Raw genomic sequence first — 26,117 nt, forward strand, 5'->3', positions numbered from 1 at the left:
AATTTAAGTGGTGCGGATTTCTTTGTTTTGCAGCGCTTCGAGGACCGCCTCTTTGGGGCCATCGGCGATGACGTTGCCGGCATCCAGGACGATCAATCGGTCGACCAGCGTCAGCATGCTGCTGCGATGGGTGATCAGCAACAAGGTCTGTTCTTTGGTCACCTCCGCTAGGCGCTGGCGGAAAATATTTTCCGTCGTGTTATCCATTGAGTTGGTCGGCTCGTCGAGGACCAGAATGTCCGGTTGTTGCAGCAGGGTCCGGGCGATGGTGACGACTTGTCGCTGTCCGCCGGATAGATTTTTACCGCCCTCACCGACTTGGCGACCAAAGCCGGCCGGATGGCTTTTGATAAACTCTAGCGCGCCTGCGGCGTGGGCCGCTTGCAGAATGGCCCGGTCATCGGCGTAAGGATTGCCGAGGGCGATGTTTTCGCGAATGCTGCCGTAAAACAGGCAGCCGTCTTGTGCGGCATAACCGATGGTGCGGCGCAAATCGGCAATGTCCATCTGGCGGATATCGACTCCACCGACCTTGACGGCTCCTTGTTGTGGCTCATAAAGACCGAGAGCCAGCCTGCCAAGGGTACTTTTGCCGCTGCCGATGCGGCCGATAATGGCGACCTTTTCCCCCGGTTGAATGGTGATATTCAGCGCTTTTAAGGACATGATGTCCGATTGTGGGTACTGAAAATTGACATTCTCAAAGCTGATACTGTTGGGTAGATTTTCGTGCTGCACAAAAATCTGATCGTGCGGTCGTTCGCTTGGGATCTGCATGAGCAGATCAAGGGTTTTTAGCGCGACGCGGGATTGCTGTAGCCGCGTCAGCATGGCGGCCACAGTAGCCAGCGGTGACATGGCGCGGCCAACCAGAATATTACAGGCGATCAACCCGCCCATGGTCAGTTCGCCAGCGGTAATTAAGTAGACTCCCCAGATAATAATGCCTGCACTGACCAGTTGTGCTGCAAGTTGTGAGATGCTCATAGAAAAGGTTGACAGGGAGCGGATCTGGACTGCCGAGCGTGCGCTCATGGCGACGATCTGTTCCCAGCGTTTTTGCATGGATCCGGCTGCCAGGCTGGTTTTGATCGCCTCTAGGCCGCCGATTATTTCATACATTAGGGCATTTTTTTGCGTTGATTCGCGGTAGTTGCTTTCGATGTAACGTTTAAAGGGGATCTGGATGAAGATCCCGATTAGAATGACGATCGGAACGGCAATAGTCGGTATCCAGGCCAGTGGCCCGCCGATATAGGCAATAATGCCGATGAATATAGCGATAAAAGGCAGGTCGACCAGAGCCAGCAAGGTTGTTGAGCTAAAGAATTCACGCAGCGATTCAAACTCACGCAGGTTATTGGCCAAGGAGCCGGTTGAGTCCGGTTTCTGGTCGAGGCGGATCGCCATGAGGTGCTGCATCAGTTTGCCGGTGATGATGATATCGGCGTTTTTACCGGCGGTATCGACAAAATATCCGCGTAGGTTGCGGAGGATAAAATCGAAAAAATAGGCAATAAAAACACCGCTGGCGAGAACCCAGAGCGTATCGATGGCGTTATTGGGCACCACCCGGTCGTAGACGTTCATCACGAATAGCGGGCTGGCTATGGCGAGAATGTTGACGGTCAGGGTCGCCATGATGACATGTTTGTAAATCGGCCAGAATTTAAAAATAGTTCCCCAGAACCACTCTTTTGTGTCATGTAGCCGAACAGAGCTGGCGCGCCCATCGAGCTGACCACGTAATTGAGTGAAGACGGCATAGTCGCGATAGCTCTGCTGCAACTCTTCAAGCGGCACAGTTTTTTCGACAAAATTGGCTTCGGGGAAGATAACGGTGGCCGTATCCTCGGCAATTTCGGTGAGGATGCAGGCGTTATCGTCTTCAAGTAACAGGATGCAAGGCAGGGTGAGTTTGCTGATGTTTTTGATTTTTGGTCGATAAACGGTTTTGGCCGACAGCCCGGCTGCCTCTGCCGAGCGGATGCTGGCCTTGAGATTGAGCGTAGCGTCTTGTGGAATGCCCGCGATCAGTGCTTCTACTGAAATCGGTTTGCCCAGAAGTTTGCAAATTTGCGCCAAGCAACTGATCAGTGGCGGGGTGTAATCAATTGAGCCAGCGGTTGAATTGGCGTTGCTCGGTGATTTTTTTGCCGGGGGCTGTGGGCTCGCTGCATTTTTCATGGTTGTCCATCGAGGTAACGGGGTTTCTATCAGCATCCTTCAAAAGCGCTTAAACACCAAAGAAAATCTAATTTACCATTGAAATTTGAAAAGTTTAAGCGTTTTTAACGAAAGGGGTGTATTTTTAAATTACTATTCCTTGGTTTTGACCCGATTGGACCGAAGGTTTAGGCTCAGGCCTATCGAGATTGACAAATATTACCATAATGGTAGACAATGGGGGCACGTTAATTTTCTTGCCTTTGTAGTTGGAGTGGCTTAATAATTAGGGCTATTGTAAGTAGCAGCGGGTTCATGTAGTCTGCGCAACCTTATCCAAATGTAAAGTCAAATGAAAACGCTGTTTACCTTAGTAATTTCGTAGGTTTTTTTTCTTGCATTGTATTTATTGATGCAAAGGGGTTAACAGTGGCTGATTTGATCGAAGGTGGTGTTCCCGCCGATGCCTCCCGTACCGCAACAGATGACGCTTCTGTTTATCGTCTCACTATTCCGGAAACAAACCAGCCTGCTGTCGTTGAAGTAAGCGCGGGTGACCAGGTCCATCTGGATTTTCCATTGGATCAGGCCCAGGTTGCCGCGACCGAGACGGATCTCATTTTCCAATTTGAAGCCGGACAATCAATTGTTCTGCTGAATTACATCAGCCTGCTTGAGGCGCAAGATGCTCCGCAACTGGTTTTGCCCGATGGACAAATAATTGCCGGTGGGGTCGAGCTGCAGTCTCTTTTGGGCGATGCCATTGAGCCGGCGGCGGCTGCGCAGGTCTCTGGGGGTGGCGTTGGTGAATATAGCGACGATTTGGGCGAGGCCCTGAGCGGAGTCGACAGGCTTGGCACGCTGGATTCTGGATTCTCTGCGGTCGAAGGAGTTCGTGCAGAAAGTAGCTTGACCGGCGGAACGGTTGCGCCGAAGGTTTCTATCCCGCCGGTCAGTGTAGGCACCCTGACCCCGGCCAACGACGCGCCGGTGGCCGTCGACGATAGCAACGCGACCAACGAAGATACCCCGGTCTCGTCGACCCTCGATCTGCAGTCCAACGACACCGACCTCGATGGCGACAGCTTAAGCGTTGCCGGCACCAGTGTCGGGACTTTCACCACCGCGCAGGGCGGCAGCATCGTGGTGGCGGCCGACGGCAGCTACACCTACACCCCAGCGGCCAACTTTAATGGCAGCGACACCTTTGAATACACCGTCACCGACGGCGCCCTGACCGATACCGGCCTGCTGACCATCACCGTCGGTGCAATCAACGACGCGCCGGTGGCCGTCGACGATAGCAACGCGACCAGTGAAGGTACCCCGGTCTCGTCGACCCTCGATCTGCAGTCCAACGACACCGACCTCGATGGCGACAGCTTAAGCGTTGCGGGCACCAGTGTCGGGACTTTCACCACCGTGCAGGGCGGCAGCATCGTGGTGGCGGCCGACGGCAGCTACACCTACACCCCAGCGGCCAACTTTAATGGCAGCGACACCTTTGAATACACCGTCACCGACGGCGCCCTGACCGATACCGGCCTGCTGACCATCACCGTCGGTGCAATCAACGACGCGCCGGTGGCCGTCGACGATAGCAACGCGACCAGTGAAGATACCCCGGTCTCGTCGACCCTCGATCTGCAGTCCAACGACACCGACCTCGATGGCGACAGTTTAAGCGTTGCGGGCACCAGTGTCGGGACTTTCACCACCGCGCAGGGCGGCAGCATCGTGGTGGCGGCCGACGGCAGCTACACCTACACCCCAGCGGCCAACTTTAATGGCAGCGACACCTTTGAATACACCGTCACCGACGGCGCCCTGACCGATACCGGCCTGCTGACCATCACCGTCGGTGCAATCAACGACGCGCCGGTGGCCGTCGACGATAGCAACGCGACCAGCGAAGATACCCCGGTCTCGTCGACCCTCGATCTGCAGTCCAACGACACCGACCTCGATGGCGACAGCTTAAGCGTTGCCGGCACCAGTGTCGGGACTTTCACCACCGCGCAGGGCGGCAGCATCGTGGTGGCGGCCGACGGCAGCTACACCTACACCCCAGCGGCCAACTTTAATGGCAGCGACACCTTTGAATACACCGTCACCGACGGCGCCCTGACCGATACCGGCCTGCTGACCATCACCGTCGGTGCAATCAACGACGCGCCGGTGGCCGTCGACGATAGCAACGCGACCAGCGAAGATACCCCGGTCTCGTCGACCCTCGATCTGCAGTCCAACGACACCGACCTCGATGGCGACAGTTTAAGCGTTGCCGGCACCAGTGTCGGGACTTTCACCACCGCGCAGGGCGGCAGCATCGTGGTGGCGGCCGACGGCAGCTACACCTACACCCCAGCGGCCAACTTTAATGGCAGCGACACCTTTGAATACACCGTCACCGACGGCGCCCTGACCGATACCGGCCTGCTGACCATCACCGTCGGTGCAATCAACGACGCGCCGGTGGCCGTCGACGATAGCAACGCGACCAGCGAAGATACCCCGGTCTCGTCGACCCTCGATCTGCAGTCCAACGACACCGACCTCGATGGCGACAGCTTAAGCGTTGCGGGCACCAGTGTCGGGACTTTCACCACCGTGCAGGGCGGCAGCATCGTGGTGGCGGCCGACGGCAGCTACACCTACACCCCAGCGGCCAACTTTAATGGCAGCGACACCTTTGAATACACCGTCACCGACGGCGCCCTGACCGATACCGGCCTGCTGACCATCACCGTCGGTGCAATCAACGACGCGCCGGTGGCCGTCGACGATAGCAACGCGACCAGCGAAGATACCCCGGTCTCGTCGACCCTCGATCTGCAGTCCAACGACACCGACCTCGATGGCGACAGCTTAAGCGTTGCCGGCACCAGTGTCGGGACTTTCACCACCGTGCAGGGCGGCAGCATCGTGGTGGCGGCCGACGGCAGCTACACCTACACCCCAGCGGCCAACTTTAATGGCAGCGACACCTTTGAATACACCGTCACCGACGGCGCCCTGACCGATACCGGCCTGCTGACCATCACCGTCGGTGCAATCAACGACGCGCCGGTGGCCGTCGACGATAGCAACGCGACCAGCGAAGATACCCCGGTCTCGTCGACCCTCGATCTGCAGTCCAACGACACCGACCTCGATGGCGACAGCTTAAGCGTTGCCGGCACCAGTGTCGGGACTTTCACCACCGCGCAGGGCGGCAGCATCGTGGTGGCGGCCGACGGCAGCTACACCTACACCCCAGCGGCCAACTTTAATGGCAGCGACACCTTTGAATACACCGTCACCGACGGCGCCCTGACCGATACCGGCCTGCTGACCATCACCGTCGGTGCAATCAACGACGCGCCGGTGGCCGTCGACGATAGCAACGCGACCAGCGAAGATACCCCGGTCTCGTCGACCCTCGATCTGCAGTCCAACGACACCGACCTCGATGGCGACAGCTTAAGCGTTGCCGGCACCAGTGTCGGGACTTTCACCACCGCGCAGGGCGGCAGCATCGTGGTGGCGGCCGACGGCAGCTACACCTACACCCCAGCGGCCAACTTTAATGGCAGCGACACCTTTGAATACACCGTCACCGACGGCGCCCTGACCGATACCGGCCTGCTGACCATCACCGTCGGTGCAATCAACGACGCGCCGGTGGCCGTCGACGATAGCAACGCGACCAGCGAAGATACCCCGGTCTCGTCGACCCTCGATCTGCAGTCCAACGACACCGACCTCGATGGCGACAGTTTAAGCGTTGCGGGCACCAGTGTCGGGACTTTCACCACCGTGCAGGGCGGCAGCATCGTGGTGGCGGCCGACGGCAGCTACACCTACACCCCAGCGGCCAACTTTAATGGCAGCGACACCTTTGAATACACCGTCACCGACGGCGCCCTGACCGATACCGGCCTGCTGACTATCACCGTCGGTGCAATCAACGACGCGCCGGTGGCCGTCGACGATAGCAACGCGACCAGCGAAGATACCCCGGTCTCGTCGACCCTCGATCTGCAGTCCAACGACACCGACCTCGATGGCGACAGTTTAAGCGTTGCGGGCACCAGTGTCGGGACTTTCACCACCGTGCAGGGCGGCAGCATCGTGGTGGCGGCCGACGGCAGCTACACCTACACCCCAGCGGCCAACTTTAATGGCAGCGACACCTTTGAATACACCGTCACCGACGGCGCCCTGACCGATACCGGCCTGCTGACCATCACCGTCGGTGCAATCAACGACGCGCCGGTGGCCGTCGACGATAGCAACGCGACCAGCGAAGATACCCCGGTCTCGTCGACCCTCGATCTGCAGTCCAACGACACCGACCTCGATGGCGACAGCTTAAGCGTTGCCGGCACCAGTGTCGGGACTTTCACCACCGCGCAGGGCGGCAGCATCGTGGTGGCGGCCGACGGCAGCTACACCTACACCCCAGCGGCCAACTTTAATGGCAGCGACACCTTTGAATACACCGTCACCGACGGCGCCCTGACCGATACCGGCCTGCTGACCATCACCGTCGGTGCAATCAACGACGCGCCGGTGGCCGTCGACGATAGCAACGCGACCAGCGAAGATACCCCGGTCTCGTCGACCCTCGATCTGCAGTCCAACGACACCGACCTCGATGGCGACAGTTTAAGCGTTGCCGGCACCAGTGTCGGGACTTTCACCACCGCGCAGGGCGGCAGCATCGTGGTGGCGGCCGACGGCAGCTACACCTACACCCCAGCGGCCAACTTTAATGGCAGCGACACCTTTGAATACACCGTCACCGACGGCGCCCTGACCGATACCGGCCTGCTGACCATCACCGTCGGTGCAATCAACGACGCGCCGGTGGCCGTCGACGATAGCAACGCGACCAGCGAAGATACCCCGGTCTCGTCGACCCTCGATCTGCAGTCCAACGACACCGACCTCGATGGCGACAGCTTAAGCGTTGCCGGCACCAGTGTCGGGACTTTCACCACCGTGCAGGGCGGCAGCATCGTGGTGGCGGCCGACGGCAGCTACACCTACACCCCAGCGGCCAACTTTAATGGCAGCGACACCTTTGAATACACCGTCACCGACGGCGCCCTGACCGATACCGGCCTGCTGACCATCACCGTCGGTGCAATCAACGACGCGCCGGTGGCCGTCGACGATAGCAACGCGACCAGCGAAGATACCCCGGTCTCGTCGACCCTCGATCTGCAGTCCAACGACACCGACCTCGATGGCGACAGTTTAAGCGTTGCCGGCACCAGTGTCGGGACTTTTACCACCGCGCAGGGCGGCAGCATCGTGGTGGCGGCCGACGGCAGCTATACCTACACCCCAGCGGCCAACTTTAATGGCAGCGACACCTTTGAATACACCGTCACCGACGGCGCCCTGACCGATACCGGCCTGCTGACCATCACCGTCGGTGCAATCAACGACGCGCCGGTGGCCGTCGACGATAGCAACGCGACCAGTGAAGGTACCCCGGTCTCGTCGACCCTCGATCTGCAGTCCAACGACACCGACCTCGATGGCGACAGCTTAAGCGTTGCGGGCACCAGTGTCGGGACTTTCACCACCGTGCAGGGCGGCAGCATCGTGGTGGCGGCCGACGGCAGCTACACCTACACCCCAGCGGCCAACTTTAATGGCAGCGACACCTTTGAATACACCGTCACCGACGGCGCCCTGACCGATACCGGCCTGCTGACCATCACCGTCGGTGCAATCAACGACGCGCCGGTGGCCGTCGACGATAGCAACGCGACCAGCGAAGATACCCCGGTCTCGTCGACCCTCGATCTGCAGTCCAACGACACCGACCTCGATGGCGACAGTTTAAGCGTTGCGGGCACCAGTGTCGGGACTTTCACCACCGCGCAGGGCGGCAGCATCGTGGTGGCGGCCGACGGCAGCTACACCTACACCCCAGCGGCCAACTTTAATGGCAGCGACACCTTTGAATACACCGTCACCGACGGCGCCCTGACCGATACCGGCCTGCTGACCATCACCGTCGGTGCAATCAACGACGCGCCGGTGGCCGTCGACGATAGCAACGCGACCAGCGAAGATACCCCGGTCTCGTCGACCCTCGATCTGCAGTCCAACGACACCGACCTCGATGGCGACAGTTTAAGCGTTGCGGGCACCAGTGTCGGGACTTTCACCACCGCGCAGGGCGGCAGCATCGTGGTGGCGGCCGACGGCAGCTACACCTACACCCCAGCGGCCAACTTTAATGGCAGCGACACCTTTGAATACACCGTCACCGACGGCGCCCTGACCGATACCGGCCTGCTGACCATCACCGTCGGTGCAATCAACGACGCGCCGGTGGCCGTCGACGATAGCAACGCGACCAGCGAAGATACCCCGGTCTCGTCGACCCTCGATCTGCAGTCCAACGACACCGACCTCGATGGCGACAGCTTAAGCGTTGCGGGCACCAGTGTCGGGACTTTCACCACCGTGCAGGGCGGCAGCATCGTGGTGGCGGCCGACGGCAGCTACACCTACACCCCAGCGGCCAACTTTAATGGCAGCGACACCTTTGAATACACCGTCACCGACGGCGCCCTGACCGATACCGGCCTGCTGACCATCACCGTCGGTGCAATCAACGACGCGCCGGTGGCCGTCGACGATAGCAACGCGACCAGCGAAGATACCCCGGTCTCGTCGACCCTCGATCTGCAGTCCAACGACACCGACCTCGATGGCGACAGCTTAAGCGTTGCCGGCACCAGTGTCGGGACTTTCACCACCGTGCAGGGCGGCAGCATCGTGGTGGCGGCCGACGGCAGCTACACCTACACCCCAGCGGCCAACTTTAATGGCAGCGACACCTTTGAATACACCGTCACCGACGGCGCCCTGACCGATACCGGCCTGCTGACCATCACCGTCGGTGCAATCAACGACGCGCCGGTGGCCGTCGACGATAGCAACGCGACCAGCGAAGATACCCCGGTCTCGTCGACCCTCGATCTGCAGTCCAACGACACCGACCTCGATGGCGACAGCTTAAGCGTTGCCGGCACCAGTGTCGGGACTTTCACCACCGCGCAGGGCGGCAGCATCGTGGTGGCGGCCGACGGCAGCTACACCTACACCCCAGCGGCCAACTTTAATGGCAGCGACACCTTTGAATACACCGTCACCGACGGCGCCCTGACCGATACCGGCCTGCTGACCATCACCGTCGGTGCAATCAACGACGCGCCGGTGGCCGTCGACGATAGCAACGCGACCAGCGAAGATACCCCGGTCTCGTCGACCCTCGATCTGCAGTCCAACGACACCGACCTCGATGGCGACAGCTTAAGCGTTGCCGGCACCAGTGTCGGGACTTTCACCACCGCGCAGGGCGGCAGCATCGTGGTGGCGGCCGACGGCAGCTACACCTACACCCCAGCGGCCAACTTTAATGGCAGCGACACCTTTGAATACACCGTCACCGACGGCGCCCTGACCGATACCGGCCTGCTGACCATCACCGTCGGTGCAATCAACGACGCGCCGGTGGCCGTCGACGATAGCAACGCGACCAGCGAAGATACCCCGGTCTCGTCGACCCTCGATCTGCAGTCCAACGACACCGACCTCGATGGCGACAGTTTAAGCGTTGCGGGCACCAGTGTCGGGACTTTCACCACCGTGCAGGGCGGCAGCATCGTGGTGGCGGCCGACGGCAGCTACACCTACACCCCAGCGGCCAACTTTAATGGCAGCGACACCTTTGAATACACCGTCACCGACGGCGCCCTGACCGATACCGGCCTGCTGACCATCACCGTCGGTGCAATCAACGACGCGCCGGTGGCCGTCGACGATAGCAACGCGACCAGCGAAGATACCCCGGTCTCGTCGACCCTCGATCTGCAGTCCAACGACACCGACCTCGATGGCGACAGTTTAAGCGTTGCCGGCACCAGTGTCGGGACTTTCACCACCGCGCAGGGCGGCAGCATCGTGGTGGCGGCCGACGGCAGCTACACCTACACCCCAGCGGCCAACTTTAATGGCAGCGACACCTTTGAATACACCGTCACCGACGGCGCCCTGACCGATACCGGCCTGCTGACCATCACCGTCGGTGCAATCAACGACGCGCCGGTGGCCGTCGACGATAGCAACGCGACCAGCGAAGATACCCCGGTCTCGTCGACCCTCGATCTGCAGTCCAACGACACCGACCTCGATGGCGACAGCTTAAGCGTTGCCGGCACCAGTGTCGGGACTTTCACCACCGTGCAGGGCGGCAGCATCGTGGTGGCGGCCGACGGCAGCTACACCTACACCCCAGCGGCCAACTTTAATGGCAGCGACACCTTTGAATACACCGTCACCGACGGCGCCCTGACCGATACCGGCCTGCTGACCATCACCGTCGGTGCAATCAACGACGCGCCGGTGGCCGTCGACGATAGCAACGCGACCAGCGAAGATACCCCGGTCTCGTCGACCCTCGATCTGCAGTCCAACGACACCGACCTCGATGGCGACAGTTTAAGCGTTGCCGGCACCAGTGTCGGGACTTTTACCACCGCGCAGGGCGGCAGCATCGTGGTGGCGGCCGACGGCAGCTATACCTACACCCCAGCGGCCAACTTTAATGGCAGCGACACCTTTGAATACACCGTCACCGACGGCGCCCTGACCGATACCGGCCTGCTGACCATCACCGTCGGTGCAATCAACGACGCGCCGGTGGCCGTCGACGATAGCAACGCGACCAGTGAAGATACCCCGGTCTCGTCGACCCTCGATCTGCAGTCCAACGACACCGACCTCGATGGCGACAGCTTAAGCGTTGCCGGCACCAGTGTCGGGACTTTCACCACCGCGCAGGGCGGCAGCATCGTGGTGGCGGCCGACGGCAGCTACACCTACACCCCAGCGGCCAACTTTAATGGCAGCGACACCTTTGAATACACCGTCACCGACGGCGCCCTGACCGATACCGGCCTGCTGACCATCACCGTCGGTGCAATCAACGACGCGCCGGTCGTTTCCAGTTCTGCCGGAGTCGTGTCTGAAGAAGGTCTCATTGATGGTAATTCCGATACGGTCGGAAGTGACGATACAACCGATAGTTCGATTTTGATTGGTAAGGTTGCCATCTCTGATCCTGATGGTGATGCGCTCAGCGTGACGCTAACAGAACCGACAACAGAATTTTACTCTAATGAGGTAAAGCTGGACTGGACTGGCGATGGGACCAATACACTGATCGGCAGCGCAGCTGGCGTTGAGATCGTTCGTGCGGTGATCGATAATTCCGGTGCTTACACGGTGACGCTTTCAGGCCCCCTGGATCACTCCGATGCAACGGTGGAAGACAGCCTTACTTTCGATATCGGCGTAAATGTCGATGATGGTTCGGTTATTGTCCCAACTCAATTGACCGTGACGGTCGAAGATGATGCGCCGATTGGACAGGATGATTTCAATTCTTTGGCTATTGGCGAGAGTATTAGTAGCAGCGTTTTGACCAATGATGCTGTTGGGGCGGATTCTCCGGGTGAGTCGGTGACTGCGGTTGTCTTTGATTCTGTCGCTTATACCGATACCGATGGTGATGGGGTTATCGTTGTCGATACCGGTACTGGTGTGCTTAACATGAGTCTTGATGGTTCATATACCTATGACTCCTCCTTATATTCTTCTGCGGGCGGATCTGATGGTTTGAGTTCCTGGGACGATATCTCTATTACCGCATTTAATGGTGCCCGTACGGTAGAGAGTGAAAATGAGTTCTTTATTGATCCCGTAACCTTTGCACCATTACTGACAAATATAAATGACGGCACTGCAACCGGAACTCTGACTGTTGTGGACGCTGTGTTTGATGATGGATCTGACGGTATTGGTATTGCCGAAGGTGCCGGTAATTCGACTTATTTGAACGGCCATCCTACCCACCCGGAAGCGATCCTTTTGGACCTGGGATTTTCCGTCGATTCAATTAATACGAACTTTTACTCGGGGACTAATTCCGGGGTGCCTTTCTACTGGGCAACTTATAGCGCTGACGGCGATCTGATGGAAATGGGATCTGGCCCGATCAGCAAGCCGGGATTTTCTCTTGAAGTAAGCAATGATTCGGGCGAAGCGTTCCAGTATGTGGTCTTCTACGGAATCGATAGCAGTGCCAGCAGTAAAATCCTGTTGACCGGGGTCGATAATATCCAGTACGCCGACCTGACTGCTGACGCATTTAGCTATCAGTTGCAGGATGCTGATGGTGATAGCTCGACAGCGGTACTGACGATTTCTCAAATTGAACCCTCCAACACGCCACCGGTTGCCGAAAATGACCGTTACGTAACCACTGAAGGCACACCGATTACTTTTGATGTGCTGGCCAACGATAGTGATGCCGATGGTGAGGTCGTCTCGCTGTGGGGCTATACGGCACCTGGCAATGGTGTTGTTACTGTTGATGCTTCAGGCAACCTCGTTTACACCCCCGAGGGGGATTGGAGTGGGACCGATACCTTCACCTACACAGTGCGTGATGAGAGTGGCGGTTTAGACACCGCGACCGTGTCCGTTACTGTCGATCCGCTTGCTGATGCTCCGTCTCTTTATGCACATCTGAGTGCTGCTGCTGATCAGACCTTCTTTGCCGACGACTTTAACGATGGGGACTTTTTGGATCCGGCGTGGACAGAGGTGAAACTGACCGGTGATACCTTTGCCGAAGACCTTGCTTCGAGCAAGACGAGTATTGAGTCCGACCTGTTTAAAGCTGTCGCCTGGGATGGGCAAACCTCAGATCAAGAATGGCTCGACTTCTGGACGGTGAATAATGGTGAGTTGCGTTATAACGCCGGAGGAAATGGCGGCTCTGACGATGCCCAGGGGATGTTGGCGTACAGTGGCCTCAGTGCCGCAGACGGTGCGAAGACCAATTATGCCGTTGAGGCGGATATCTGGGGTAACACCAGTTCGCAGCAGAACAATGGAGTAGGTATCGTTTTCGGGTATGAGGATCAAGGCAATTATTTCCTGGCCCGCTGGGAAAATCCAGGTTCCGCATATCAGCCGAATGGTGATCTGTTCAACTCTTATCCTGGGCAGGCAAACCAGTTGTCGCTGGTACAGATGATAGGTGGCAAGGCGTTCGATCTCGGCACTTTTGATAATTTCAGTACGCCGGACTGGTTTAATCTACGTATAGAGGTGTCTGATCAATCAATCAAGGTGATCGTCGATGATGGTTCTTCGGCCTACGACGGGTCCAATGTGCAGATTGAATATAGTTACGATAATAGCGCCGCTGCCGCACAACCACCGGCGCTTAACACCATCGGCATGTGGGTGTTCGACGATGACTACGGTGTGGCCTTTGATAATGTTCAGATCGAGGATTTGAACTTTAAGTACGATCTTGATCTCGCTGCCTTCCTGAATGATACCGATGGCAGTGAAAGCCTGTCTGCCGTTACCTTATCTAACCTCCCGGATGGCGTTGTATTAACTGCAGAGGATGGTTCGCTGATCACCGTAACCGGTGGAACGGCGAGTGTTGATCTGTCCTCGGGGGTTGAGACGACACTTACCGTCACTTCCATAAGTGAGTTGTCGGTCGCTCAGGTCAATGGCATCGGCGTCAGCGTCACTGCCTCGGAATTGAGCGGTGAATCTGCCACCGTGGTTGATGATGTTAAGGTTGAATTGCTTGGCACCGATGGCGATGATAGCCTGACTGGCACCTCAAGTGATGAGTGGATTGATGGCGACGCCGGAAACGATATCCTGACCGGTGGCGGTGGTGCGGATATTTTCACCTTCGATGCTGGTGACCAGATCAACACCGGAATGCCGTCCGTTGATCTAATTACCGATTTTGACGCCACTCAGGGGGGCGATGTGCTTGATCTGCATGATTTGTTGCAGGGGGAGCAGGAGGCGACTATGACCGAATATCTGCAGTTCAGCCAAGTGGATACAGATAGTGATGGTGTCGCCGAGAGTACCAAGATTTCCATCGATCAGGATGGCGGTGATCTGTTTGAAACGACCCAAGAGATTGTTTTGCAAGATGTCGATCTGGTCGGCGGTGGGCCAGTGGAAGGTCAGGATATTATCAACACTCTGCTGGCCAATAATAATCTGATCACCGATTGAATCGAGCAGAAATGGCAGGCTGGCTTTTGAAGTATTATATTCATCAGCCAGTCTGTTGATTAACCCCTTCTGTTTGCCCTTTTTATTTGTTAGATTGCAATTTCATTAGTGTGGCATTATATAGTCCCTATAAATTTAAAGTCTATCTGCGGACCTTCTTTTTCAAGGTAAATAAATGTTGTCAAAAATGATCATCTCTTTATTGAGTGGGGTCTTTGTTTGTCTGGCCGCTGTTTCTTCTCAGGCAGCTATGACCAGCCTTTTTCAAACCGTTGAGCAGGCATTAAATTACAGCCCACGCCTGCAGGTTCTGGAATTTAATCGTGATGCGGTGAAACATGAATTGCAGCAGTCGCGAGGAGAATACCTTCCTTCGGTCGATATGATCCTCGGCTATGGGACCGATCAGCATAGTGATCGTACCACCCGCAGTGCCGATGCCGATCCTGCGGACAGTGATTGGGATGCCCGCGGCGAGGCTTCGTTGAGCCTGACGCAGAAGCTTTATGATGGCGGTGTCGTCAAAAGCCGCGTGGCGGCGCGAACGGCTCTTCTCACCTCTGCCGATCACCGGGTTCATGATAACGCCCAGTCGATTGCGCTCGACGCCGTCATAGCGCACCTCGATGTCTATCGGCAGCGTGAACTGCTTGCTCTGTCGGAAAAAAATGTCAAAATCCATCAGGATATTCTCGGCTCGCTTGAGCAATTACGCAAAGCTGGTGCCGGCAGTATCGCCGATGTGACCCAGGTTCAGGGGCGTCTGGCGCGGGCGGAATCCTCACTTTACAGTGCCAAGGCCGATCTGGCTGGTTCCGAAGCAAATTACCTGCGAGTCGTTGGGGCGAAGCCCCAGTTGGTTGGGTTTGCCGGGATCCCGGCGACCAGTCCGGTCAGTCTTGAACAAGCACTCAGTGAAACGGAAAAGGACAATCCCAAGGTTTTGGCTCTTGGGTCCGATTCAGAGGAAGCAGCAGCGCGTGAGAAACTGGCAAAAGCAGCCTATTTTCCGAAGTTAAACCTGGAACTGAGTAGTCGCTATCGTGATCAGGTCGAAGGCAATCCCTCCTGGCAGCAAAGTAACGAGGCGATGCTGCGGATGCGCTGGAATTTGTTCAATGGTGGCCAGGATAAATCCGGCATTGGGGCCGCGGCCTCGCGCAAGTTGCAGAGTCGCTCCAATCGCAGCGATCAATTGGTCCTGGTGCTTGAAGAAACAACTGCGACCTGGGCTCAGTTTCAGGCTGCCAAGCAACGTGGCAAAGCCTACCGCGATGCCGTGACCTACAACGAGCAGACCCTGGATTCTTATTTGAAGCAATTCAATGTTTCGCAGCGCAGTTTGCTTGACGTGCTTGACGCAGAAAACGAATACTTTCAGTCTGGTGGGCTACTGTTGACGGAGAGTGTCAATGAAACCATTGCCGCTTATCGACTGTTAGCGTTGGCTGGCCGGTTGCGGGTTTCTGAAACCGCCGGGACTCAAGGTGAAGAGCCTGGCTTTTTACAGGCACTGCGCGCGGATATCGGTTTGCAGAAGCCAGCACTGCCCGCGCCGGTTATAGCCCCGGTGATTGCCGCTCCGGGAAAGAAGGGATTGCCGGCGGAAGTATCGATCCCGCTGTTTCTCGATTCCTGGGTTCAAGCCTGGCGCTCTCAGAATATTGAATCTTACCTGGGCTTTTATAGTCCCGCGTATGTTCCCGAGAGGGATCGGGATATCGTCGCCTGGGAAAAATTCCGTCGTAAGCGTTTGTCGCAGCCAGAGCAGATTCAGCTTTCTTTACAGGACATCAAAATTGAGCCGCTGGCGGCAGGCAAATATCGCGCACAATTTGTCCAAATATACAAAAGCAATCTCTATCGGGACCAGGTTCATAAGCGGCTTGAACTCGAAGCATGGGAAGGTGGCTGGCGTATTCTGCGCGAGGTGGCCATCCCGCCAAATACTTAGGACCATTTTGACATAGTGAACCGTAAAAAAGGGGTTGCCGGCTGGCAGCCCCTTTTATCGTTGTTAATGGCCGACCGGATCGGCGGTTCTGTGCCTGAGCCGTACCGGCAGGATGACGTTGAAACAAGCCCCGGTCGCGGTGTTGATCGCTTCGATTTCTGCTTGATGGTGTTCGATGATGCGATGACTGATCGGTAATCCCAGGCCGGTCCCTTCTTCTTTGGTGGTAAAAAATGGGTTGAAGATATTGCGCATCTGTTTCGGTGGGATGCCACCACCCGTATCCTGAATCTCGACCTTAACCGCCGATTCCCCGCGTAATCGGCTGCGCCGCCCGCGAATCTGCAGCTTGCCACCATTTTGCATGGCCTGGCAGGCGTTGGTGATCAGATTGATAAAAACCTGTTCCAGCTGTTCGGCATCGCCCTGCATCAGCGGTAGGTCATCTTCCAATTCCAATTGCAGGGTAATGTCGGCCTTCTGCAATTTGGTTGCCTCCAGGGTTAAGGCTTTGTCTAGGACTTCTTCGACCCGGTATTCGCGGATACAGAGCAGTCGTTGTTTGGAGAAGGAGAGGATATTGTCGAGCATTTTTTCCAGCCGTTCGCTTTCTTGCTGGATGATCTTGGCATACTTATGTCCAGGATGTTGTTCGTCGAGGGATTTGCTCAGGCGGCGGGCAAATCCACCGACCGAGACCAGTGGGTTCTTCAGTTCGTGGGCGATGGAGGCTGACATCTCACCGATCGTCGCCAGTTTTTCTTTCTGCAGCAGTTGATCCTGGGCATCGCGGAGGTTGTGGTGGGCCGTCTCGACCCTTTGTAGCAACTGCGCATTGTCGAGGGCAATTCCGGCCTGTCCGGCAAACATCTCCAAGAAACGCAGCCGTTCGGCATCAATCGGTTCGCCACTGTCGGCGTTATCAACAGCGAGCACGCAGAGTGTACTGCCTCGGCTGAGGAGCGGAACGCAGGCATGGTCTCCGGGGATCAAAGGTGTGCAGCGCAGATCGGTGAGTTCCAGTTTGAGCTGATCTTTGTTGATCAACAGTGCCTTTTGTTCGCGCGCCACTTTGGCTAGGCAGCTATTGCTCGACTCGATGACCAGCCGTTGCTGCATGACCTCGCGGGAGAAGGGTGCCTCCTGTTGGGCCTGTTGCACCTCGATGGATATCGGCAGCGCGGGTGAGCCGATCGGCGGCAGTCCCTCTGGCAGCAGCCAGCTGGCACTTTCACGCGTGACCCCTAGAATCCCCTGCAAGGTGCCGCCGCGCGGATTGACCATAAACAGCATCGCCCGGTGGAAACTGCCGCCGTCGGGCGACACCAGGAGGGAGAGGATCAGGTGGAACAGCTCGTTTGGGGCCAGGGTACTGTGGAGCAATTGGGTGATGCGGTAGAGCAGTGAAAGGTCCTGCAGGCGGCGGAAGTCAGAGGATGAAACCTGGCGCAGTCGCGCCATAGTGACCAGTTGTTCAAATGCCTGGGCAATTTGGAAGGCGCAGGTTTGAAAAAGTTGTTGTTGTTCTTCGCTAAAGGGCGCATCTCCTGACGGAGCACTACCAAAAAAGCTAAGCGTACCGAAATTTCGATCATGAACCCGGAGCGGCAATGAATAAACCGAGGCCGGTAGCTTCTGGTTCTGTCGATTGGAGAGTGGAGCGTGGAGTCGATTCTGTCCCTGGTGCAGGACTTTGCTGTTCAGTTGGCAATCCTGCTGCAAGAAAAATATTTTTAGGGCTGGGTCGTTAGAACTGAGGGCACAATAATAAGGTTTGGGTGGTGGGTTGCCGTACCGCCGTGGTCGAATAATGACCGCGACCGCTTCGCTGTATTTAAGCAGCAGTGGAGTGGTGACGGCGCAGAGCGAGTGCAGGCTGGTTGCGGAATTGAGGGCCTGTCCCAGTTGCGAAAGCAGGGTCAATTGGGCAAGGCGGCGATCGGTAGATTCCATGGCTGCGTCCTGCCGTTAATTGCACCTTCGAGTTCAGCTCGGCAGCCGCCGTGAGCTACCGGCTGCTGCGGACCAAGTGGCCATTGCTTGCTAGTCTTAGCGTTCTTGACGTTCCTCTTCGGTTTTACAGTCGATACAGAGGGTGGTGACTGGCCGGGCGCGTAACCTTTCGACCCCGATCGGTTCCTCACAAGTTTCGCACAAGCCGAAGCTGTCGTTGTCGATCCGCTCCAGTGCCTGGCGAATCTTATTGATCAGTTTACGCTCGCGGTCGCGAATGCGCAGTTCAAAATTGCGGTCAGATTCAAGCGATGCACGGTCGGTCGGGTCGGGGAAATTGGTTTTTTCCTCGGTCATTTCAGAGACGGTTTTCCCCGCATCCTCTACCAAGTCGTCTATCTGCTGTTGCAGCAGAACTTTGAATTCAGCTAAAATAGTTTCTTCCATAGCTCTCATCCTTGTAACGTATTGTCCTGATGGACGTTTTTGCCATGATAACGAAATTGAGCTTAAAAAGCGCCCCTTAATTGCACATAAATTATCAGGCTGAGGACGGCAACAGCGACCCAGGCGGAAAAAACGTCGCTGCTTTTTTCTGGTGGGTTGTTGGCCATTTGTCGAGTCTCTTCACTGATGACCCGTTCTGGTGCTTTCGCTAGTAACTCTTTAATCAACTGACCAAAATTCGCGTAACTGTTAGACAGAATGATGAAATCAGCTTCGCTGCTGAGGCTGAGAAACGCCCGTTTGCGGACCTGGACCGTATCGATGGAGGTCATGTCGCTGAAGGTGATCTGCTTGCTGCGGAACATTTTTTTGATCCGCACCCCATTGTCCTCAATGGTAAAGCGGCGGAGACTGCTTTCGATAAACAGGAGCACTGCCGGGAGAATAAAGACTCCCAGAATCAGTATTTTTGCCAAGGGCACGTGCAGAACCAGGCAGATGATCAGTAGGGCCAGGGTCAACAGCACGACCAATCCCAGAGGGATCAGGAAGCTATTGCGAATACTGAACGTATGCGTTTTCATAGTTATCCGTTTATGCCATCACTGATGAATGAGGGTCATGGAAAAAATCTTGAGCAAAACTTATCAGATTCCGTTAATTCTGCCAACGGGTACCTTTTTTCGCTGACCGATTTAAACCTTAGCTACGAGTAAAGGTGCCGCTTTTGCCACCGGTCTTTTTTTGCAGACAGATGTTGCTGATCACCATCTCTTTATCAACCGCTTTGCACATGTCGTAAATTGTCAGTGCCGCCACCGATACGGCGGTTAACGCCTCCATTTCCACGCCGGTTTGACCGGTGACCTTGGCGGTCGCGCCGATATCGACGAGTCCTTGCTTTGCGTCGCAGTCAAAATCGACCTCAACAGAGGTCAGCGGCAGGGGATGGCAGAGTGGAATCAGCGCCGAGGTTTGCTTGGCTGCCATAATTCCCGCCAGGCGGGCGACGGCGAAAACATCGCCTTTTTCCACCTTGCGGTCGAGAATCCGCTGCAGGGTATCTGGCCGCATCTGCACTTGCCCGGTCGCGAGCGCTTCTCGTTTGGTGGGGGCTTTGTCGCCGACATCAACCATGATCGCTTTGCCGTCGTTATCAAAATGGGTAAATTTTTCCGACATCAGTTGCTCCGTAACGGGGACAGGGCTCAAGGCCTCCCCGGGGTTAAGTTAAATAAAAATAGCGTCGAGGGCTTCACTGGCGTGGCGGACCCCGATCAGTTGCATGCCCTCGGGAACTTCAAGGTTTTTCAGGCTATTTTGTGGCAGTACGCAGCGGTTGAAGCCGAGACGGGCTGCTTCTTTGACGCGTAATTCCGGTTGTGAAACCGCGCGCACCTCACCGGTCAGGCCGACTTCGCCGAACAGGACGGTCTGTGGATCGATGACCTTATTCAGGTGACTGGAGGCCAGCGCGGCAATCGCTCCCAGATCAACAGCGGGCTCGTCGAGGCGAACGCCACCGGCGACGTTGAGGAAGATGTCTTGTCCGGCCAATGACAGTTCGACCTTTTTCTCCAGAATTGCAATCAGCAGTGCAACACGTTTGTGATCGATGCCGATAGCGGTCCGTTGCGGTGTGCCGAACGAGCTACTGGAGACCAACGCCTGCAGTTCAACCAGAATTGGCCGGCTGCCTTCGAGTGACGGAACCACGGCGCTACCGGCGCTCTTTTCCGGGCGCTCGGCCAAAAATAGCTCCGAGGGATTACTCACTTCACACAAGCCCTGTTCCTGCATCTCAAAAACGCCGATCTCGTTGGTCGAGCCGAAGCGATTTTTCACCGCCCGCAAAATCCGGTAAGGATGTCCGGGGTCGCCTTCAAAGTAGAGGACGGTATCGACCATATGTTCGAGCACGCGGGGTCCGGCAATGGCACCGTCTTTGGTCACGTGGCCAACCAGAAAGGTCGGCAGGCCGTCCCCTTTGGCCTGAATCATTAATTGACCGGTGCATTCGCGGACCTGGCTGACGCTGCCGGGGGCTGAATCTAGACTGTTGGTAAAGATGGTCTGGATTGAATCAATCACCAGAAAATCGGGTTTGAGCTCCTTGATGCGTGCTTTGATCTGCTCCAGCGAGGTCTCTGCGAGCAGGTAGAGATGGTCTGCAGTGACGCCGAGGCGTTCGCCGCGTAACTTGACCTGCCGTGCTGATTCTTCGGCCGTTACGTAGAGGACGGTGCCCTGCTTCGCTAACCGATCAACTGCTTGCAGCAGCAAGGTCGATTTGCCGATGCCAGGGTCGCCGCCGACCAGAATCAGGGAGCCGGGAACCACGCCGCCGCCGAGGGTGCGATCGAATTCGCCGATGCCACTGCGCACGCGGTCTTCCTCGCAACTGGTGATTTCGGAGAACTTCTGCGCTTTGCCCGGGGCTGCCAGGGCGCGACTGTGGTTCGATTCGGCGACTGCTTGCTCTTCGACCAAGGAGTTCCACTGCTGGCATTCGGGACATTTCCCCATCCATTTTGGACTTTGGTGGCCGCATTGCTGACAGCTGAAAATGGTCTTTTGTTTGGCCACGCAATCTCCGTTGTGGATTGGGTTTTAAATCTCAAATCAAACGCTCATCCTATGCTGAAAGTAAAGAGACTGTCAATTGCTGCACAGTCCCCCCTTTTGCCCGTTTTTTGCTTGGGGTATACTCTGGCAACGGAGCGTCAGATGTTTTTTTTCGTCCAGCCCGGGGAGGGTGCGATGACCTATGCAGAATTGCAGTCGGCACTGACTGAATTTGATCTGCCAGCGCAGACCAGTTGGAAAAAAATCCGCCAGCGCCATCGGCAACTGGTGCGTCGTTATCATCCCGATAAAGGTGAGCATGCTGATGGGGAGATGATTAGGCGTATCAACGCAGCCTATAAGGTTCTTAGTGAATATGTCGGCGATTATCGTTTTGATTTCTCTCGTGAACAGTTTCTTGATCAGTATCCCGAGGAACGTATGCGCGAGCAGTTCTGGAGCGAAAATCCATGGGGCGAAAATGTATGAAATAGGGGTCTGAAAAAGTTCCATCTGCGGCGCTCTGCGCAATCCTGGCAATCGAACTGGCGTTGCCTGGCCTTATGGCTCTGGTTTCGCAAGCCTTGCCGCAGGAACTTTTTGATCTGCCCTGTCGCTGGTTGTTGGCTGACGGGGGAAAGCCGTTGGAAATCGATTGTGTTGAAATGGTAGGGGTGCTATTTTAGATCCTTTTTGCCAAGTCACTAAAGGGTTAAAATTTGACCGCTATAGATCAATCAGATGCACTGATGTGTGTTGACCGACCGTCCCGTTACATCGGCGGTGAATTGGGTTCTGTTTGTAAGCTTGATACGGGCATCGAAGTGCGCATGGCACTGGCGTTCCCCGATGTTTATGAAATCGGCATGAGCTACCTCGGCTTTCCGATTCTTTACAATATTCTTAATAGCCTCGAATGGACGGCTGCCGAGCGGGTTTACGCCCCCTGGCCCGATATGGCGCAGTGGTTGCGTGACAACCAGCAGCCGCTTTGCACGCTAGAGTCGAGTCGCCCGCTGGCTGAGTTTGATGTCATCGCCTTTACCCTGCAGTACGAACTCAGCTACACCAACCTGTTGGGGATGCTGCAGTTGGCGGGCTTACCGCTGCGGCGGGAACAGCGCGCTGCAGACGCCCCGCTGGTGGTGGTGGGTGGTCCTTGCGCGTACAACCCAGAACCTCTGGCCGATTTCTTTGATGTTGCGCTGATCGGTGACGGCGAAGAAGCGATTGTCGAGCTGGCCCAAAGCGTTCGCCGCAGCAAGCAGCAAGGCTGGAACCGACAACAACTGCTGGAAGAATTGGCCTCTTTAGAGGGCTTTTACGTCCCGGGTCTGTTTAACGTCGGCTATCAAGCGGACGGTTGCGTCGCAGAAATCACTCCACTGCATCAGGGTTACGAAAAAGTGCGCCGCCGATTTCTCTCCGACCTGGAAACGGCTGCCTATCCGGCCCAGCCGATCATCCCCTTTATGCAGACCGTCCATAACCGGGTGGCGATGGAGGTTGCCCGTGGTTGTACCCGCGGTTGCCGTTTTTGTCAGGCCGGTTATATCTACCGACCGGTGCGCGAGCGGACCCCAGGGAAAATCCGCGAGCTGATCAATACGGCGTTGGATAATTCCGGTTATGAGGAGATCTCGTTGCTCTCTTTGTCGACCGGTGATTACAGCTGCATCGAACCCCTGTTGCAGACCATGATGGTTGAGCATGCCGATGACCGGGTGGCGGTCTCGCTGCCCAGCTTGCGGGTCGGATCGCTGACCCCTGAGTTGATGGAAGAAGTGAAAAAGGTGCGCAAGACCGGCTTTACCCTGGCGCCCGAGGCGGGTAGCGAACGGTTACGCGCGGTGATCAACAAGGGCATCAGCGAGGCAGACCTGCTCGAAGCGACCGGCAACGCTTTCCGCCTCGGCTGGCGTTTGATCAAGCTGTATTTCATGCAGGGCCTGCCGACCGAGACCGATGATGATCTGCAGGCGCTGATCGAGCTGGCGGCGCGGGTCAAGCGCAGTGGCAAGGGGACCGGTGGCAACGATGTCAACGTCGCGGTCTCGACCTTTGTGCCGAAGCCGCACACGCCGTTTCAATGGGACGCACAGATCGGCATTGAGGAGACCCTGCGCAAGCAGGTGTTGCTGCGTGATGGCCTGCGCAGCAAGAAGATGCGCTTTAAGTATCACGAGGCCGCTCTGTCTTTTCTTGAAGGGGTCTTTGCCCGTGGTGATCGGCGCTTGTCGCAGGTATTGGAACGGGCCGTGGAGCTCGGTTGCCGGTTTGACGGTTGGCGCGAGCATTTCGATTTTGAAAAATGGCAGCAGGCGTTTAGCGATTGCGACATCGATCCTAGCTGGTACCTGCGGGCCCGCAATCAGGACGAAATCCTGCCGTGGGAGCATATCGATTGCGGTTTGCCAAAGAGCTTTTTCTGGAGCGAACGACAAAAGGCGCTCGAAGGCGCGGCGACCCCTGACTGTCGCGGCGGGGATTGTCATGCCTGCGGAGTCTGTGATTTTGACCAGCTAAAGATGCGTTTGATCGATTCTGCACAGTTGGCGCCGGTTGCGGCTCCAGCACCAGCACCAGCTGCGGCAGCAGTGGAAGAGGATGCTGAGGAGTTTACCCGGGTTCGTTTGAGGCTGCGTAAGTTTGGCCGGGCCAGAATGGTCGGCCATTTGGAATATCTGACCATGTTTCAACGCGCGGTGCGCCGCGCTAAGCTGCCGATCCGCTTTTCCAACGGCTTTCATCCGACGCCAAAGATTTCCTACCTTGAAGCGTTGCCGATGGGAGTGACCAGCGAAGCCGAACTCGTCGATCTGGAACTGGTGCGATTGATGCCTGTACCCCAGTTGATAGATGATCTGAATGTTCAGCTTCCTGAAGGGTTCAGTATTATTGAAGGTGCGGTTGTGCCTTGGAAATCGCCATCTCCGTCAGCTGCTGTTGCCACCACTCGTTACCGGGTGCCGTTGCCTCAGCCGGTTCCTGCCGAGCTTTCCGAGCGGATTATTGCCTTTATCGAGTCGGAACAGGTTATGGTGACGCGGCTGAAAAAGGGACGTGAGGAGCAGCTTGATCTGCGCCCCAACGTGCTTGAGATTTCACGCTTGGACGATGAATTGGAACTGCTGCTGATCAAGGGGAGCCCGCTGCAGGTTGCGGCTTATCTTTTTGAAACCGATATCGAAACGGTGCGGCGTTTGCGTGTGCGTAAGATCGCTATCAGCCTTAAGTAGATGCCAGTGGCCGGCAGTGGCGGCACAAATGGCAACTATTAGAATTTAAAGTTTTACTTTAAACATATAGCAAAGAATCTGGAGATATCATGACAAAGGAGCTGGTCATCTGTACCACCTCCCACGAGACTCGTGTTGCCTTGCTCGAAGGGGGACACATCGCCGAGCTGTATATTGAGCGCGAGCGGGAAATGGGGATCGTCGGGAACATCTACAAGGGCAAAGTCATCCGTGTGTTGCCCGGCATGCAGGCGGCGTTTGTCGATGTCGGTCTGGAGAAAGCGGCATTTTTGTACGTAGCCGACGTGCTTGATGAAATGGAGCAGGTTGAGCGGACCATCGAAGGCGATGGCCCTGCGCCGGAACAGGCCGACGGCGGCGAACTGCTGGCGCTGCCACCGATCGAGGATCTGCTGAAAGAGGGGCAGGAACTGCTGGTGCAGATCTCCAAAGAGCCGATCGGCACCAAGGGCGCCCGCATCACTTCACATATCTCGTTGCCGGGTCGCCACCTGGTTTACATGCCAACCGTTGATCATGTCGGCATCTCGCGGCGGATAGAGTGTGAGGATGAGCGCGAGCGGCTGCGCAAGGTGGTCGAGTCGATGCGTTCACCCGGCACCGGCTTTATCGTACGGACCGTCTCCGAAGGCAAAAGCGAGGACGACCTGCGCGCCGATATGGAATTTCTTGTCGGTCTGTGGAACGACCTAAGCGGTGATATTGATGAGAGCAAGGCGCCGAGTCTGATCCACTCCGATCTCGATGTGACCAGCAAGGTGTTGCGCGACATCCTCACTGAGGAGGTCCAGCGGATTGTCGTCGACAATAAGGATGAGTACAACAAGATCATCCGCTTTATCCGCACCTTTATGCCGCGCCTGAACTACTGTATTGAACTGTACGAAGGCGACGAGTCGATCTTTGACGCCTACGGACTCGAGGTGGAAATTTCCCGTGCCCTGGGGCGCAAGGTCTGGTTGAAGAGCGGCGGTTCGATCATCATCGAGCAGACCGAGGCGTTGACCGCCATCGATGTCAACACTGGGCGTTATGTCGGTAAGCACAACCTCGAGGACACCATTTTTAAAACCAACCTCGAAGCGCTCAAGGAGATCGCCTTTCAATTGCGCTTGCGCAATATCGGCGGCCTGATCATCATCGATTTTATCGATATGGAACGCGAGGTGCACCGTGAGAAGGTTCATGCTGCACTTGAAGAGGCACTCAAAAGTGACAAGAATAAGACCAATATCCTGAAGATTTCCGAACTGGGTCTGGTCGAGATGACCCGCAAGCGGGTCCGTGAAAGTATCGGCCGCACCCTATGTGAGCCCTGCAGCTACTGCGAAGGCAAGGGCTATGTGAAGGGCAAGCTGACGATCATTTACGAGATTCTGCGTGAGCTGCATCGCGAGATGAGCGACCTGCCGGCCGGTCACATCACCCTGTTGGCGCATCCCGATATTGCCGGTCTGCTGATCGATGAGGAGCGCACCGGGATCGATGAACTGGAACAGCGCTACAAGCGCCATATTTCGATCAACTCGCGGCCCGGATTCCATATTGAGCAGTTCGAGATTGCGGTCGGCTGATTTGCTGCTGCGCGCCTTGGGCTCGGCTGTATCGTTGGTGACAAAAGCGGCGTGAACCTC

At 56.6% G+C, this 26,117-nt stretch carries 11 protein-coding genes; 5 read left to right on the forward strand and 6 right to left on the reverse strand.

Annotation, left to right across the window (positions count from 1 at the left end; all coding sequences use genetic code 11):
• Positions 1-3: 3 nt before the first annotated feature.
• Positions 4-2,187, reverse strand: a complete 2,184-nt coding sequence (locus tag ACZ5PT_RS07115) for a type I secretion system permease/ATPase (protein ID WP_464266118.1) — start codon at positions 2,185-2,187, stop codon at positions 4-6.
• 408 nt (positions 2,188-2,595) lie between these two features.
• On the opposite strand from ACZ5PT_RS07115, the gene ACZ5PT_RS07120 reads away from it, so the two are divergent.
• Both ACZ5PT_RS07120 and ACZ5PT_RS07125 read left to right on the forward strand, forming a co-directional pair.
• Entirely contained in the window at positions 2,596-14,304 is an 11,709-nt protein-coding gene (locus ACZ5PT_RS07120; protein ID WP_464266119.1) for an Ig-like domain-containing protein, read from the forward strand.
• A gap of 175 nt (positions 14,305-14,479) precedes the next feature.
• Positions 14,480-16,258 (forward strand): TolC family outer membrane protein, encoded by a 1,779-nt coding sequence (locus ACZ5PT_RS07125; RefSeq protein WP_464266120.1) that lies wholly within the window; start codon positions 14,480-14,482, stop codon positions 16,256-16,258.
• A gap of 63 nt (positions 16,259-16,321) precedes the next feature.
• On the opposite strand, the gene ACZ5PT_RS07130 is transcribed toward ACZ5PT_RS07125, so the two are convergent.
• From ACZ5PT_RS07130 to radA, 5 genes are all read right to left on the reverse strand, one after another.
• Complete coding sequence (locus ACZ5PT_RS07130) at positions 16,322-18,211, reverse strand: ATP-binding protein (protein ID WP_464266121.1); 1,890 nt, start codon at positions 18,209-18,211, stop codon at positions 16,322-16,324.
• A gap of 96 nt (positions 18,212-18,307) precedes the next feature.
• Complete coding sequence (dksA, locus tag ACZ5PT_RS07135) at positions 18,308-18,658, reverse strand: RNA polymerase-binding protein DksA (protein WP_464266122.1); 351 nt, start codon at positions 18,656-18,658, stop codon at positions 18,308-18,310.
• Positions 18,659-18,720: 62 nt separating this feature from the next.
• The gene (locus tag ACZ5PT_RS07140; RefSeq protein ID WP_464266123.1) at positions 18,721-19,242 is read right to left on the reverse strand and encodes a hypothetical protein; all 522 of its coding nucleotides are present in this window, start codon (positions 19,240-19,242) and stop codon (positions 18,721-18,723) included.
• 118 nt (positions 19,243-19,360) lie between these two features.
• On the reverse strand, positions 19,361-19,840 hold the full coding sequence (moaC, locus tag ACZ5PT_RS07145) for a cyclic pyranopterin monophosphate synthase MoaC (protein WP_464266124.1): 480 nt from the start codon (positions 19,838-19,840) through the stop codon (positions 19,361-19,363).
• A 48-nt stretch (positions 19,841-19,888) separates the two neighbouring features.
• Positions 19,889-21,244, reverse strand: coding sequence for a DNA repair protein RadA (gene radA, locus ACZ5PT_RS07150; RefSeq protein WP_464266125.1), 1,356 nt, complete (start codon positions 21,242-21,244; stop codon positions 19,889-19,891).
• A gap of 174 nt (positions 21,245-21,418) precedes the next feature.
• On the opposite strand from radA, the gene ACZ5PT_RS07155 reads away from it, so the two are divergent.
• From ACZ5PT_RS07155 to ACZ5PT_RS07165, 3 genes are all read left to right on the forward strand, one after another.
• Positions 21,419-21,712: a J domain-containing protein gene (locus tag ACZ5PT_RS07155; RefSeq protein WP_464266126.1), complete on the forward strand. Its 294-nt coding sequence runs from the start codon at positions 21,419-21,421 to the stop codon at positions 21,710-21,712.
• Between the two features lie 230 nt (positions 21,713-21,942).
• A complete protein-coding gene (locus ACZ5PT_RS07160; RefSeq protein ID WP_464266127.1) occupies positions 21,943-24,462 on the forward strand; it encodes a TIGR03960 family B12-binding radical SAM protein in 2,520 nt (839 codons plus the stop codon).
• A gap of 89 nt (positions 24,463-24,551) precedes the next feature.
• The gene (locus tag ACZ5PT_RS07165) at positions 24,552-26,057 is read left to right on the forward strand and encodes an Rne/Rng family ribonuclease (RefSeq protein ID WP_464266128.1); all 1,506 of its coding nucleotides are present in this window, start codon (positions 24,552-24,554) and stop codon (positions 26,055-26,057) included.
• Positions 26,058-26,117: the final 60 nt, after the last annotated feature.

This window comes from Desulfuromusa ferrireducens (genome assembly GCF_055389805.1).